The sequence below is a fragment of the Flavobacterium sp. genome (genome assembly GCF_036782315.1).
Taxonomy (GTDB): Bacteria; Bacteroidota; Bacteroidia; order Flavobacteriales; family Flavobacteriaceae; genus Flavobacterium.
In genome coordinates this window covers 43,035-57,884 of sequence record NZ_DAIPZK010000010.1, presented here as the reverse complement: position 1 = coordinate 57,884, position 14,850 = coordinate 43,035, and the positions used below count along the sequence as shown (strand labels likewise).

Sequence of the window (14,850 nt, the reverse complement as noted above, 5' to 3'; positions counted from 1 at the left end):
AATTTTTATTTCTGTAGGGGGACAATAAAGATTTTTTTCATTAAGGTCTAACAGCAATGTTAGACCTTTTTTATTTCTTTTTTGAAATATTTAGTTCATTTTCTGGTGTTTTTAAAATTATTCGGAAAATATTTTTACTTATAACTATTAATTTGGTTGATTGAATTCGGTAGATTAATTTCGTTCATGTAATAATAAGAATTTTTATTTCTGTAGGGGGACAATAAAGATTTTTTTCATTAAGGTCTAACAGCTATGTTAGACCTTTTTTATGTTTTAAAATCATTTTTTTGAAGTTATAAGTAAAAAAATTTCACTTATAGCTTTTAATTAGGTGGCTAATCCTTTGATATTTACCTTAGTTGAGTAATAAATAATTTTTATATATCTGTTGGGGGATAATATAATTTTCATGTGAAGGTCTAGCAGTAATGCTAGACTTTTTTATTTTTTTTTAAATTGTAAAATCAAATACGAAATTAAAGTAACACTTATTAATAAATAAACTACAGTTATTACTTTCAACAGTTGTGATTGTATTAACTTTTCTACTTTTGAATCAAATAATAAAAGATTTTATTTCTGTAGGGGGAAATTAAAGTTTTTGTAAAAAGGTCTAATTTCAAATTAGGCCTTTTTTATTTGTATATTTTTTATTTGTAAACCAATAAATAAAATATTGTTTTTAAATTTGCAGTCTCAATTTTTTGACAACGATTTCATTAATTGAGTTTTATATATGGAAAACAAGAAAAAAGTCGCGTTCTATACTTTAGGATGCAAATTGAACTTCTCAGAAACGTCTACTATTGCACGTGATTTTCAAAATGAAGGTTTTGAACGTGTAGATTTCGAAGAAATTGCAGATATTTATGTAATTAATACTTGTTCGGTTACTGATAATGCGGATAAACAATTCAAGCAGATTGTTAAAAAAGCGATGAAGCTGAATGATAAAGCATTTGTAGCCGCTGTAGGTTGTTATGCTCAATTAAAACCAGAAGAATTAGCCGCAGTTGATGGTGTGGATTTGGTTTTAGGAGCAACAGAAAAATTCAAAATCACTGACTATATAAACGATTTGTCGAAAAACGACATGGGTGAAGTGCATTCCTGCGAGATCGAAGAAGCTGATTTTTATGTTGGAAGTTATTCAATTGGCGATAGAACTCGTGCGTTTTTAAAAGTTCAAGATGGTTGCGATTATAAATGTACTTATTGTACAATTCCTTTAGCAAGAGGAATTTCTCGTAGTGATGCCTTAGAAAATGTATTAAAAAATGCCAAAGAAATTTCAGAGCAAGGTATCAAAGAAATCGTTTTAACAGGTGTAAATATTGGCGATTACGGAAAAGGAGAATTCGGAAATAAAAAGCACGAACATACTTTCTTGGATTTAGTGAAAGCATTAGACGAAGTAGAAGGTATCGAGCGTTTGCGAATTTCTTCTATCGAACCTAATTTATTGAAAAACGAAACAATTGAATTTGTATCGCAAAGTCGAACATTTGTACCGCATTTTCATATTCCACTACAATCAGGGTCTAATGATATTTTAAAGAAAATGAAACGCCGTTATATGCGTGAATTATATGCAGATAGAGTGGCAAAAATTCGTGAAGTAATGCCTCATGCTTGCATTGGAGTTGATGTGATTGTAGGATTTCCGGGTGAAACCGACGAACATTTCTTAGAAACCTATCATTTCTTAAATGATTTAGATATTTCCTATTTACACGTTTTTACTTATTCAGAAAGAGATAATACCGAAGCAGTTGAAATGAATGGGGTAGTGCCAATGAACGTGCGTTCAAAAAGAAGTAAAATGTTACGCGGACTTTCAGTTAAGAAAAGACGAGCTTTTTACGAAAGTCAAATTGGAACTCACCGAACTGTTTTATTTGAAAGCGAAAATAAAGAGGGTTATATTCACGGTTTTACCGAAAATTACGTAAAAGTAAAAACACCTTGGAATCCAGAATTAATAAATACTTTACACGATATTCAATTAACAAAAATTGATGAAGATGGTAGTGTAAGAATGGAATTTATTAATGTTGTAGCATAAAAAAATCCCAAGTTTTTAAACTTGGGATTTTTCTTAGATTTAAATTTTAATACCCGGAGGTAACATTTCTTGAAATCTTCTATTTTTTCTAAAAAAGCTTATGAATTTTGAGTGTGTAGGAACTACTTTTAGTTTTCGTTCCTCGGCAATTTCTAATACATTTTTAATAAATTCTGTGTGCAACTCTTCATCTTCATTATTGTTATTGCAAAATTTAGTTAAAAATAGTTTGCGTTCTTGTATTGAGTACTCAATTGCAACTAGCCCAGTTTCTGTAATAATTTCAAATTGTCTTAAAAGTTCATTATCTTTGATTTCCATGATGCCTTTCAATATATGGTGCAAAATTACGAAATTTTTTTAAAATAATGGTAATGAGTAAGATTCCAGTTTATTTTATGCCTGGTTTGGCAGCAAGCCCTACAATTTTTGAAAACATACAATTACCAGAAGACCAGTTTGAAATGTATTTTTTGGAATGGTTTTTGCCCAATAATAAAGAAAGTATTGAAAGTTATGCCTATCGCATGACAGAGAAAATTCAACATGAAAATCCAGTCTTAGTGGGAGTTTCTTTTGGTGGAGTTTTGGTTCAAGAAATAGCAAAGCAAATAAAAGTTCGAAAAGTGATTATTATTTCAAGTGTTAAATCGAATACCGAATTTCCTCAACGTTTTAAAGTTGCAAAGACAACAAAAGCGTACAAATTAATTCCAACCCAACTTTTGGCAGATATTGAAAAATTGGTTAAATATGCATTTGGAGATAATATTGTTGCTAAGCGATTGAAGTTATATGAAAAATATTTGTCAGTTCGTGATAAACAATATTTGGATTGGGCAATAGAAACCATATTATGTTGGAAACAAAAAGACATTAATGAGTCAGTAATTCATATTCATGGAGATGCAGATGAGGTTTTTCCGATTAAGAACATTGAAAAGTGTATCGTGGTAAAAGGAGGAACTCATATAATGATAATTAATAAGTTCAAGTGGTTGAATGAAAATTTACCTCAATTAATATTAAAATAAAGAAATGATGAAAAAGTTTATGACAAGAAAAGTGGCAATTATAGCATTAACTGCCATTTTAGGAAGTTTTTTTATTTATGGTGTGGTGTCAAATGATACCAAATATTCACCTGTTGGATATAGTTTAAAGATGGACTTTGCAGGAGAAGAAGTGCCTACATTTATGGCTGATGTTCAAGAACGTTTAGACAAAGAAATGATTACCAATATGAATTATCATACCAATACTACTTTGGTCATAAAACGTGCAAATAAAGTTTTTCCAGTTATTGAACCCATTTTAGCAAAATATGGAGTTCCAGATGATTTCAAATATTTAGCGGTTATTGAAAGTAGTTTGGTAAATGCAGTTTCTCCAGCTGGAGCTAGAGGTGTTTGGCAATTTATGCCAGCAACTGCCAAAGAAAAAGGAATGGAAGTTAGTGATGAGGTAGATGAGCGTTATCATTTAGAAAAATCTACCGAAGCAGCTTGTAAATATTTATTAAGCGCGAAAGAAAAATTTGGTTCTTGGACTTTGGCGGCAGCATCTTATAATGGTGGAATGAATGGAATTACAAAGAAAATGGAAGAACAAGGCGTGGATAATTATTATGATTTATTGTTAACCGAAGAAACTTCACGTTATGTATTCCGAATTTTAGCTTTGAAAGAAATCATGTCAAAATCAGAAAGATATGGATTTAAAATCCCAAATGAAGCTTTGTATTATCCTATTCCAACAAAAAAGATTATGATTGATACAACGATAACTGATTTAGCAAAGTTTGCCAAAACGCAAGGTGTGAATTACAAAATTTTAAAAATTCACAATCCTTGGTTACGCGATAAAAAATTAACAGTTACAACAGGAAAAAAATATGAAATCGAAATTCCAACTTCAGGATATCACAAACAATAAACGTTCAATGGATATTCAAGTAGTTTTGTCTTTAGTATTAATTGGTGTTTTAGCAGGTATTCTTAGCGGACTAGTTGGAGTAGGTGGAGGTGTTGTTATGGTGCCCTTATTAGTGTTGTTTTTAGGATTTAATCAACATCAAGCACAAGGAACAAGTTTAGCTGTTTTAGTGGTTCCTGTTACAGCGGTTGCGGTTTATACCTATCACAAAGAAGGATTTATAGACTGGCGTTACGTCGGAATTATCGCTTTATTTTTTGTTATAGGAGGTTATTTTGGAAGTAAAATTGCGGTTGGTTTAGACCAAAAAATGCTAAAAAAAGTATTTGGGTTTATTTTACTATTAATTGCAGGAAAAATGTTATTAGGAAAATAAAAAAAGCACCCAAGAAAGGTGCTTTTGTTTTTTGCAAACGAATGAATTACATTTTTTTCATTTGTTCTTTCATCATTTTTATTTGATCTTTCAACATATTTTGTTTGTCTAATTTTTTAGCTTCGTTCAATAAATTGGTAGCTTCCATTTTTCTTCTTCTGGTCATTGCAATACCTGCCAATTGTAATTTTGCTAAAGCTAAATCTTGATCCATAGATAAACCAAGTGAAATTGCTTTTTTGAAATATTTTTCAGCTTCAATTAAATTAGTTTGTGAAACCATTAATCCATGCAAATAATTAAAATAACCTTGTTGCTTTTTTACTAACGCTCCTTCTGGATTCTTAATGTAAGATAACCATTTCTGAGCTCCTGGAAAATCTTGTTTTCTTAATTTTAAAAACGCTAATAAAATAAATTCATTTTTAAAGTATAAGAAAATAAAAATAGTAGAAAATAATAATAAAAAGATACCATTACCAATATTATTTTCTGTGAATTGATAAATCCCGAAGGCTATAACTAAGGCTGCTAAAACTAATTTGATATTTTTGTGAAACATATTGTTATTTTTTGTTTGATGCAAAGGTAATAAAATCAATTAAAAATATTTTTAAAAAAGTACTTGCGAATGAAAAAAGTCTTTGTATATTTGCACTCGGTTTTCAGGAAAGGAAACCTATGAGTTTAAAAAGATTTTTATTTATAGATTTTAAAAGATACTACAATGAGTAAGAGAACGTTTCAACCATCAAAAAGAAAAAGAAGAAATAAGCACGGTTTCATGGATAGAATGGCTTCTGCAAATGGAAGAAAAGTGCTTGCTCGTAGAAGAGCTAAAGGAAGACATAAATTAACTGTTTCTTGTGAACCAAGACACAAAAAATAATGTTTTAGCTTAAAACAATATATCAGCCGTTACTTTTATTAGTAGCGGCTTTTTTTTAAACTGTTTATAAAATTTGATAAGTTTTGAAGTTCGATTGAGTGCAAACCTTTGAAAATTAGTAATTTTATAATCGCAATATAACTACAACCCACAACAACAAAACAACACACAATGCCTAAAGACACCACAATCAAATCGGTTTTAATTATTGGATCTGGACCTATTGTTATTGGTCAAGCTTGCGAATTTGACTATGCAGGTTCTCAATCTGCTCGTTCATTAAAGGAAGAAGGAATTGAAGTTATCTTAATTAACTCAAACCCGGCAACTATCATGACCGACCCATCAATGGCGGATCATGTTTATTTAAAACCACTAACCACAAAATCAATCATTGAAATTTTAAAAGCGCATCCACAAATTGATGCAGTTTTACCAACAATGGGTGGGCAAACAGCGCTTAACTTAGCAATTGAAGCTGATGAAAAAGGAATTTGGAAAGATTTTGGAGTGCAATTAATAGGTGTTGATATCAATGCCATCAACATTACTGAAGATAGAGAAAAGTTTAAAGTACTTTTAAATCAAATTGGAATTCCTCAAGCGCCTGCTAAAACAGCTAATTCATTCTTAAAAGGAAAAGAAATTGCACAAGAGTTTGGTTTTCCCTTGGTTATTCGCCCTTCGTTTACTCTTGGAGGAACAGGTGCTGCTTTCGTACACAAGAAAGAAGATTTCGACGATTTATTGACACGTGGTTTAGAAGCTTCTCCAATTCACGAAGTATTGATTGATAAAGCTTTGTTAGGTTGGAAAGAATATGAATTAGAGTTGCTTCGCGATAAAAACGATAACGTGGTAATCATCTGTACCATTGAAAATATGGACCCAATGGGAATTCATACTGGAGATTCGATTACAGTGGCGCCTGCGATGACATTATCAGATACAACTTTCCAAAAAATGCGTGATATGGCGATTTTAATGATGCGCTCTATCGGAAATTTTGCTGGAGGTTGTAACGTACAATTTGCAGTTTCTCCTGATGATAAGGAAGATATCGTGGCGATTGAAATCAATCCTCGTGTATCACGTTCTTCGGCATTAGCGTCAAAAGCAACAGGTTATCCAATTGCAAAAATCGCAACGAAATTAGCTTTAGGATATAACTTAGATGAATTACAAAATCAAATTACAAAATCAACTTCGGCTTTATTTGAACCAACGTTAGATTATGTAATCGTAAAAATACCAAGATGGAACTTCGATAAATTTGAAGGGTCTGATAGAACGTTAGGGCTTCAAATGAAATCGGTTGGAGAAGTTATGGGAATTGGACGTTCGTTCCAAGAAGCGCTTCACAAGGCTACTCAGTCGCTTGAAATCAAACGTAACGGATTAGGAGCAGACGGAAAAGGTTATAAAAACTACGAACAAATCATCGAGAAATTAACTTTCGCGAGTTGGGATAGAGTTTTCGTAATCTATGATGCCATTGCAATGGGAATTCCGTTGAGTAGAATTCACGAGATTACTAAAATCGATATGTGGTTCTTGAAACAATACGAAGAATTATTCCATTTAGAGAAAGAAATTTCGAATTATAAAATTGATACTTTACCAAGAGAATTGCTGTTAGAAGCAAAACAGAAAGGATACGGAGACCGTCAAATTGCCCACATGATGGGTTGTTTGGAAAGTCAAGTACATAAATTGCGTGAAGAGCAAAACATCAAACGTGTTTACAAATTAGTAGATACTTGTGCTGCCGAATTCAAAGCGGTAACACCTTATTTCTACTCGACTTTTGAAGCCGAAATTGAAAAAGCTGACGGAACCAAATATGTTCATAACGAAAGTATTGTTACCGATAAGAAAAAAGTAGTGGTTTTAGGTTCAGGACCAAATAGAATTGGGCAAGGAATTGAGTTCGATTATTCATGTGTTCACGGAGTTCTGGCTGCCAAAGAATGTGGTTACGAAACCATTATGATCAACTGTAATCCAGAAACGGTTTCAACCGATTTTGATACGGCAGATAAATTATATTTCGAACCTGTTTTTTGGGAACATATTTACGATATCATCCAACACGAAAAACCAGAAGGTGTAATTGTTCAGTTAGGTGGACAAACTGCTTTAAAATTAGCAGAAAAATTAGCTAAATACGGAATCAAAATCATCGGAACTTCTTTTGATGCTCTAGATTTAGCAGAAGATAGAGGAAGATTCTCAGAATTGTTAACTGAATTAAATATTCCTTTTCCAAGATTTGGAGTAGCAGAAAATGCTGAAGAAGCTGTAAAACTAGCCGACACTTTAGATTTTCCACTTTTAGTAAGACCATCGTATGTATTAGGAGGTCAAGGCATGAAAATTGTCATCAACAAACAAGAGTTAGAAGAGCACGTTATCGAAATTTTAAAACATATTCCAAATAATAAATTGTTGTTAGACCATTATTTAGATGGCGCTATCGAAGCTGAAGCAGATGCGATTTGCGATGCTGATGGCAATGTGTACATCATAGGAATTATGGAACACATTGAGCCTTGTGGAGTTCACTCGGGAGATAGTAACGCAACTTTGCCTCCTTTTAACTTAGGTGAGTTTGTGATGCAACAAATCAAAGATCATACAAAGAAAATTGCGGTAGCTTTAAAAACGGTTGGGTTAATCAACATTCAGTTTGCTATAAAAGACGATACGGTTTATATCATTGAAGCGAATCCAAGAGCATCTCGTACGGTTCCATTTATTGCAAAAGCGTATGGCGAACCGTATGTAAATTACGCAACAAAAGTAATGTTAGGTCACAACAAAGTAACTGATTTTACTTTTAATCCGAAATTAAACGGATATGCAATAAAACAACCCGTTTTCTCTTTCAGTAAATTTCCTAATGTAAATAAAGCATTAGGGCCAGAAATGAAGTCAACCGGAGAAAGCATCTTGTTTATCGATGATTTAAAAGACGATCAATTCTACGATTTGTACTCAAGAAGAAAAATGTACTTAACAAAGTAATAAAGAAAATCCCAATCGAAAGATTGGGATTTTTTTTATTTTAGACATGGAATGTAATTCCTCGCTTTCGCAGTACTTTTATATCTTAAAAATAGAAGGTATTACATACCACCCATTTGTTTTTGAAACTCTTCTTTAGTTATTTTTGTAAAACCTTCACCTACTTTAAAAGCATCGGCAGGAATATCTTTTGAAAATTTTGTTGCTGTCATGACCATATTTCCTTGCTGTGTAGGAACTGTCATTTGTAATGGATAACCAGTAAGTTTTACTTTTGCCTCAGCAGCTGTTCCTGCTTGTGGTGCAATGGCATCCGTAACATAGAAAATACTTTTTGATCCATCGTTCATGGTTATAGTGGCTTTGTAGCATTTAAATCCTGCAATTTCTTTAGTATCTTTTTTATCGTAAACAATCTCTTTTGCTTCATCTAAATTACTTAGTCCACTAGCATTTTTTGATGCTTCTTCTCCTATGTCTGTAATTTCATATTTCATGCCCATTACTTCCATTGTCATTTTAGTATCTTTTTTATTTGCAACTGGAATAATAGTTTTCATTAGCATCATGCCGCCCATCATACTCATATCAGTAGCTTGCATAGTTTCGTTAAAATGAACAGTAATAGTGCTTTCTCCCATTGCAGCCATTTCTTCACCAGCATCTGGCAATGTCATGCTATACGTTACAGACCCTTTTTTTAATTGTGTTTGTGCATTGGCTGTAATTCCTACAAATAACAAGGCAGTTAATGCAATTTGTGTGATTTTTTTCATTTTATTTTTTGTTTGTTAATAGTGTAAATATAATAAAATACTATTTCAATACAAATTCAAATCGTACATTTACTTTTTTGGTTACTTTTTTGCTAACAACACTCGGGATTTCAATGTCGAAGTCATCTGAATTTAGTATGAAATCAGAAACAATTTCTATACCATCTTTTACTTTTTTAATTTTAGCAGTTATTGAAATGTCTTTCAATTTTCCGTGTAGTTCTAATTTTCCTTTGATGTTGTAATTGTTGGGAGTAGTAGAAATTTTAGTAATATCAAAATCTTCAATTTTTCCTTTAAAAGTTGCTTTCGGAAATTTATCACTTTCTACATAATTTTCATTAAAATGTTCCTCCATTAAAGCTACTTTAAACCGAAAACCTTTCATTAAGGCTAATGAAGCAATTTCACCTGTTTTAGTATTTACAACACAAGAAGCACCGGAATTTGTTGCTTTTACTTCTTCAAACGAAGGTACTGAAGCTTCAAAAGTAATGGTGCCTGTTTTAGTTAGTATTTTATCTTGAGCTATTGAAATATAGCTAATAAACAGTAAGATGGTAATAATTTTAGTTTTCATAATATGATAGTTTATTTAACGGGGAAAGTTTGTATTTGCCCATTCGTTTATTGCATCAATATTGTTTTGAGTGAGTCGTGGACCACCTAATGGCATAGCTCCTGAACTCCCTTCTGCTCTTGAAATTCGATCTATTAAATTTCGATTTAAAACTGCATCTTTAACATTTTCGTATGTAGTTAATGACATGGGTGCTCCATTTACAGGAACAGAGGCATGACAGCGAACACAATTGTTGTCAATTATAGCTTTAACTCTTGTAGTATAAGTTATAGCACCTTCATTTTGAGTGTCTTCTAAGTCAGAAACACTATCAGTTGTGCAACTATTAAAAGTTATACAACTTAAAATTGATAAAATGTAAATTCTGTTTTTCATAGCTTGTGTGAAAAATATAAGTAAAGTTAGATAATTTTTATTAAATTTGTTTATAAAGTTTTAATATGAAAAAAAAGTTGTTAATATTTTTAATTTTTTTTATACTAGGAGCTCTTTTGATGTATAATTTTATTTATAAAAAGCATAGAAACATAGCTGATGAAAAGGAATCTTATGTGCTTTCTGTTGATAATTTAAAATCAGATTTTTCTCAAAATGATAGTCTCTCAAATGCAAAGTATTTAGATAAAACTATTGTTATATACGGAAAAATTTCAAGTATAGATTTAATAACAAATTGTATTTATATTGATGGTTCTGTTTCTGCAATACTAAAAGAAAAACCTATGGGATTAAAAGTTAATGATTCTATACAATTAAAAGGAAGATTTATTGGATACGATGATTTGTTAGAAGAGTTTAAAATGGATGAATGTACACCTGTTAGATTATGAGATACTATTTTTTATTCTTTTTAGGACTTTTTTGTATGTTGAGCTTTTCTCAAGAGTCACCATTTTTTTCTATTGCAAGAAAAGGTTCTATAGTTGATGCTCAAACTTATTTGCAAACACATCCTAATTGCATCAATGAAGTGAATCAATATAAGTTTTCACCATTAATTTTAGCTTGTTACAATGGAAATGAAGACATGGTTAACTTTTTGTTAAATAACAATGCAGAAATTAATTACATATCGCCAGAAGGAACAGTATTGATGGCAGCAACAGTAAAAGGAAATGATAAATTGGTTGAGAAGTTGTTAAAGCTTAAAGCTGATCCAAATTTAACGAATGAAAAAGGAATAACCGCCTTAATGTATGCTGTTCAATTTAAAAATGCTAAAATCGTTAATTTATTATTACGCTACGGGGCAAATAAATTAATTATTGATGCAGAAGGAAAAACGGCTTTTGAATATGCCGTTTTATCAAAAAATGATGAAATTATTAATCTTTTAAAATAATTAGCTATGAAAAACAAAATTACATTTTTACTTCTGTTGGGGTTTGTGTCCCTCTTTTCCCAACAAAAAACTACTGGTTTACTTGATTTATCTACAAATGTTAAAGCAAATTTAACCTTAGATAGTGGAACATCTTTAGTTACTTTAACACTTACAGGACCTAATGACAGATGGTTTTCATTGCAATTTGGTTCTTTTACCGGAGGAATGGAAGCAGGGTCTGATTTAGTTTATTGGAATAATACAACTTTAGTAGATGCAAGACATAATGGTATTGGAAGTACACCTACAGATGACGGGGTTAACAATTGGACAATAACTTCAAATACAAATAATTCGCCAAGTGCTGGGCTAAGAACAATTGTAGCTACACGAGCTTTTAGTACTGGTGACGCTAATGATTACACTTTTAATTTCGCCAATACGAATATTGATTTGGCCTGGGCACGACATGGTTCGGCTTCGTTTGCCTTGAGCTATCATGGAGCTGCAAATAGAGGACTTGCTTTAGATACAGCATTCACTCTTGGAACAGAAACTTTTTCTTTGAATGACTCCAAATTGTTTCCTAACCCAAGTAATGGAGATTTTACAATTGCAACGAAAACCTATTTGACTAAAATAAACGTATATAGTCATACAGGTGCTTTTATCAAGACAATTGAAGTAACTGATTTTGCAGAAAATGTATTCGTAAACATAACTGGATTACAAACTGGAGTTTACTTGCTTGAACTTCAAAATGATACAGATAAGTCTTGGAAAAAAGTAATTGTAAACTGATGATTTGTTACTAAAAATTGATTAAGTATGCTATTGAAAAAGAAAAATTACATTAAAATTTTATCATTATTTATTTTCCCTTATGCATTTTATGCACAAGATGATTTATTAAACGAAATTGATTCAGTTCCTAAAAATCAAAAAGTTGAATCAGCATTTAAATCATTAAAAATAGTGAATTTAGAATCTACAAAGCTTGCAGCTAAAGGTGATTTTTATTTTATAGTAGCTCATCGTTTTGGATTTGTGGAAAATGGTTTTGACGATTTTTTTGGTTTGGATAATGCCAATACTCAATTAAAATTTTTATATGGAGTAAACGATTGGTTAACTGTTCATGTGTCGAGAAGTGGGTTTCAAGAAACTTATGATCTTGCAGGGAAGTATCGATTGTTTTCTCAAGGTGAAAATGATTTTCCGGTTACAATTGTCGGATTCAATAGTATTGCTATTAATACTGAGCTAAAAGAAAAAGATTATCCGAAATTGAAGTTTGAAAATCGATTGAGTTATGTGACTCAACTCTTAATTTCTCGAAAATTTTCAGAAAAATTGTCTTTAGAATTGGCTCCAACTATTTTCCATGAAAATACTTTACGTGATATTTTAGATGAAAATAATATGGTGATTTCTCCAAATCCACAAGACAATACACAATACGCTATTGGATTAGGTGGACGTTATAAACTAACTAAACGTTGGTCGTTTAATATTGATTATGCTGCACATTTAAATAGAGCAAGTGAATCGATTTATAAAAATCCCTTATCAATAGGCTTTGATTTAGAAACAGGAGGTCACGTTTTTCAAATGCATTTTACAAACGCTACCGCTATGCATGAAACAGGGTATTTAGGACAAACTGTCGGTGATTGGACAAAAGGAGAATTTGGTTTCGGATTTAATTTGGTAAGAGTTTTTTAAACCTAAATTTGTCTTCATAAAAAAAGCTGATTCAATATTCTGAATCAGCTTTTTTTATATTTAGGAAAATTATTTTTTAATGAAATTTTTCAAATATTTTTTTCCATCAGTGGTTTCAACCGATAAAATATAAACACCTTGCGCTAATTCTGAAACTGAAAAACTAGAATTAGAAAGTTGTACTTCTTTTACTGTTTTTCCTAATGTGGATATAATAGTTATATTTTTAATTTCGAACATTTCGGTATTTGAAAGTGTTATCATATCACTTGCAGGATTTGGATATAACATAATAGTGTTTGAACTATTATCAGCAACACTTAATGGGCTAGAACCTTCAATAACTGTTAATGCTTGATTTATATTAGGATTGTTAATAACATCTACAACTCCTGAAGGCCAAATTACTACTACTTGATTAATAGAAGTAGCTGTTCCTAACCCGAAATGGGCATTTAAGGTACTCATATGTCTAAATCCTTCACCACTTCTTATATCTCTAATTTGTTTGCCAAATGAACCATAGATTTCAACTCTAGCCCCAATACCATTTCGGTTACTTTGAATTCCTTGCAAATTAAATTTAATCCAATTGTTTCCATTTGGAACCGCATATCTTATTGTTGTACCGCTTTGAAAATCTAAAAAACCATCATTGTTTAAATCACCCACTCCTGAAACTGTTAATCCAGTATAAGTAACGGGAGCAAAAACATTATTTCCTTGATTGAACATAATTTTATTTCCTCCTCCTAAAACATCTACTTTACCATCGTTATCAAAATCATAAGCTATATTGTCTGTATTTGTTGAAGTATTAGTATCCCAACCAGAACCAACGGTAATATTTGAATAGGCTTCTTCGGTATTGTTAGAAGTGTCTAAATTATTTCTGAAAAATTTGTGTGTTCCTGAACTTGCTGTAATTATAATATCCATATCACCATCATTATCAAAATCGGCTATAGCAGATGACCAAGTTTGAATAGGCGTGATGTTTATACCTGCAATTGCTGAGATATTAGTATATACACCATTTCCATCATTACGATATAATTCACATGGAGGTCCTGAACATTTTGAAACAAAAACATCAGTATCTCCATCGTTATCAAAATCTGTGAATAGTGTGGCGTAATTTCCTGTTGAGGTAGCTATATTCATTGCTCCTGGAGTTACGGTTGATTGATAGAATGTTAATCCTTCACTTCCATTATTTAGATAATAACAACTAGGAGCAATATCGTGACAAACGAAAATATCTAAATTTCCATCATTATTTAAATCAGAAAAGTTTGTTCTTTGTGAGAAAATATATTGTCCGGGAGTATTTACTGTATAAGCGGTGCCAGTACTATTTGAAGTTAGAATGGTTGCTCCACTTCCGTTACCTAAGACAATATCGTTAAATCCGTCTTTGTTGTAATCTCCTGCTGCCATACTCCAGTTCGGTAATAAAACTGTCCCAGATAATGGGTAATCTGTAATGGTATAGGTGCCGGGTGTATTGGTTTGGTAATGAACTCTCATGTTTGATGCACTAATTCCTACAATATCATCTTTATAATCTCCATTCATATCCACTACACAAATGTTGTATTGGCTGTTAATTGTAGAAACAGTTTGTGTTGTATAAGTTATAGGAGTAGTTGGAATAATAATTGTACTTTCAGAAAGTTGAAAACTAAAACCTGTGTTGTTGGTTGTATTTAACCATCTGTTGTCCCAAACGATATAATAAGTTGTACCTGCTGTAACATTTAAATTTACAACAGAAGAATATCCAGAACCTGAATCGTCATCACCAGCAACACAGGTTAGCGATGAGCAATTACCAGTGTAAATATGAACTCTTGTGTCTTTTCTTGGTGTATTTGCAGCAATATCAGATGTTATAGTGATAGAGAAATTTTGAGTAGGGGTATAAGAAAACCATTCTCCGGCAGGTATATTTGCTGATGGGATAGCGCCATTAGGAGCACAAAAAGTGGTGGGTGCGGTTCCATTTATAATTCCAACAGCATAAATTCCAGGAGTAGTTATAGGTGAAGCACCACTACAGGTATCTTGCGCTAGCGTTATAACTGAAAAAAATAGCAAAAACAAGGTGTATTGAGTAATTTTTTTCATAATCGTATTGTTTAAAT

The 14,850-nt window shown here is 31.7% G+C and carries 16 protein-coding genes; 10 read left to right on the top strand and 6 right to left on the bottom strand.

Annotated features, from left to right (window positions below; genetic code table 11):
* Positions 1-739 precede the first annotated feature (739 nt).
* Positions 740-2,068 carry a tRNA (N(6)-L-threonylcarbamoyladenosine(37)-C(2))-methylthiotransferase MtaB gene (gene mtaB, locus V7P59_RS09620; protein ID WP_333809950.1) on the top strand — a complete coding sequence of 443 codons (1,329 nt, stop codon included), beginning with the start codon at positions 740-742 and terminating at the stop codon, positions 2,066-2,068.
* Between the two features lie 39 nt (positions 2,069-2,107).
* Here mtaB and V7P59_RS09615 read toward each other — a convergent pair whose 3' ends face one another.
* Positions 2,108-2,389 carry a GNAT family N-acetyltransferase gene (locus tag V7P59_RS09615; RefSeq protein ID WP_333809949.1) on the bottom strand — a complete coding sequence of 94 codons (282 nt, stop codon included), beginning with the start codon at positions 2,387-2,389 and terminating at the stop codon, positions 2,108-2,110.
* A gap of 53 nt (positions 2,390-2,442) precedes the next feature.
* On the opposite strand from V7P59_RS09615, the gene V7P59_RS09610 reads away from it, so the two are divergent.
* The 3 genes from V7P59_RS09610 to V7P59_RS09600 are packed head-to-tail and all read left to right on the top strand — an operon-like array spanning position 2,443 to position 4,379.
* Positions 2,443-3,102, top strand: a complete 660-nt coding sequence (locus V7P59_RS09610; protein WP_333809948.1) for an alpha/beta hydrolase — start codon at positions 2,443-2,445, stop codon at positions 3,100-3,102.
* Between the two features lie 7 nt (positions 3,103-3,109).
* On the top strand, positions 3,110-4,003 hold the full coding sequence (locus V7P59_RS09605) for a lytic transglycosylase domain-containing protein (RefSeq protein WP_333809947.1): 894 nt from the start codon (positions 3,110-3,112) through the stop codon (positions 4,001-4,003).
* A gap of 7 nt (positions 4,004-4,010) precedes the next feature.
* Positions 4,011-4,379, top strand: coding sequence for a sulfite exporter TauE/SafE family protein (locus V7P59_RS09600; protein ID WP_333809997.1), 369 nt, complete (start codon positions 4,011-4,013; stop codon positions 4,377-4,379).
* Positions 4,380-4,425: 46 nt separating this feature from the next.
* Here V7P59_RS09600 and V7P59_RS09595 read toward each other — a convergent pair whose 3' ends face one another.
* The gene (locus tag V7P59_RS09595) at positions 4,426-4,941 is read right to left on the bottom strand and encodes a DUF2892 domain-containing protein (protein WP_333809946.1); all 516 of its coding nucleotides are present in this window, start codon (positions 4,939-4,941) and stop codon (positions 4,426-4,428) included.
* A gap of 165 nt (positions 4,942-5,106) precedes the next feature.
* On the opposite strand from V7P59_RS09595, the gene rpmH reads away from it, so the two are divergent.
* Positions 5,107-5,268, top strand: a complete 162-nt coding sequence (gene rpmH, locus V7P59_RS09590; RefSeq protein ID WP_007136275.1) for a 50S ribosomal protein L34 — start codon at positions 5,107-5,109, stop codon at positions 5,266-5,268.
* A 171-nt stretch (positions 5,269-5,439) separates the two neighbouring features.
* Positions 5,440-8,295, top strand: a complete 2,856-nt coding sequence (carB, locus tag V7P59_RS09585) for a carbamoyl-phosphate synthase large subunit (RefSeq protein ID WP_333809945.1) — start codon at positions 5,440-5,442, stop codon at positions 8,293-8,295.
* A gap of 101 nt (positions 8,296-8,396) precedes the next feature.
* On the opposite strand, the gene V7P59_RS09580 is transcribed toward carB, so the two are convergent.
* Genes V7P59_RS09580 through V7P59_RS09570 form a run of 3 tightly spaced genes read right to left on the bottom strand, consistent with a single transcriptional unit; the run spans position 8,397 to position 10,029 of the window.
* Entirely contained in the window at positions 8,397-9,071 is a 675-nt protein-coding gene (locus tag V7P59_RS09580; protein ID WP_333809944.1) for a hypothetical protein, read from the bottom strand.
* A 40-nt stretch (positions 9,072-9,111) separates the two neighbouring features.
* Positions 9,112-9,651, bottom strand: a complete 540-nt coding sequence (locus tag V7P59_RS09575; protein WP_333809943.1) for a YceI family protein — start codon at positions 9,649-9,651, stop codon at positions 9,112-9,114.
* A 15-nt stretch (positions 9,652-9,666) separates the two neighbouring features.
* Positions 9,667-10,029, bottom strand: coding sequence for a cytochrome c (locus tag V7P59_RS09570; protein WP_333809942.1), 363 nt, complete (start codon positions 10,027-10,029; stop codon positions 9,667-9,669).
* Between the two features lie 65 nt (positions 10,030-10,094).
* Between V7P59_RS09570 and V7P59_RS09565 the strand changes: the two genes are divergently transcribed.
* The 4 genes from V7P59_RS09565 to V7P59_RS09550 are packed head-to-tail and all read left to right on the top strand — an operon-like array spanning position 10,095 to position 12,703.
* The gene (locus tag V7P59_RS09565; RefSeq protein WP_333809941.1) at positions 10,095-10,484 is read left to right on the top strand and encodes an OB-fold protein; all 390 of its coding nucleotides are present in this window, start codon (positions 10,095-10,097) and stop codon (positions 10,482-10,484) included.
* Entirely contained in the window at positions 10,481-10,996 is a 516-nt protein-coding gene (locus V7P59_RS09560) for an ankyrin repeat domain-containing protein (protein ID WP_333809940.1), read from the top strand. The genes V7P59_RS09565 and V7P59_RS09560 overlap by 4 nt, the downstream gene beginning before the upstream one ends.
* Before the next feature lie 6 nt (positions 10,997-11,002).
* A complete protein-coding gene (locus V7P59_RS09555; RefSeq protein WP_333809939.1) occupies positions 11,003-11,779 on the top strand; it encodes a T9SS type A sorting domain-containing protein in 777 nt (258 codons plus the stop codon).
* Between the two features lie 27 nt (positions 11,780-11,806).
* Positions 11,807-12,703 carry a DUF5777 family beta-barrel protein gene (locus tag V7P59_RS09550; protein ID WP_333809938.1) on the top strand — a complete coding sequence of 299 codons (897 nt, stop codon included), beginning with the start codon at positions 11,807-11,809 and terminating at the stop codon, positions 12,701-12,703.
* Positions 12,704-12,772: 69 nt separating this feature from the next.
* Here V7P59_RS09550 and V7P59_RS09545 read toward each other — a convergent pair whose 3' ends face one another.
* Entirely contained in the window at positions 12,773-14,833 is a 2,061-nt protein-coding gene (locus V7P59_RS09545) for an FG-GAP-like repeat-containing protein (RefSeq protein ID WP_333809937.1), read from the bottom strand.
* Positions 14,834-14,850: the final 17 nt, after the last annotated feature.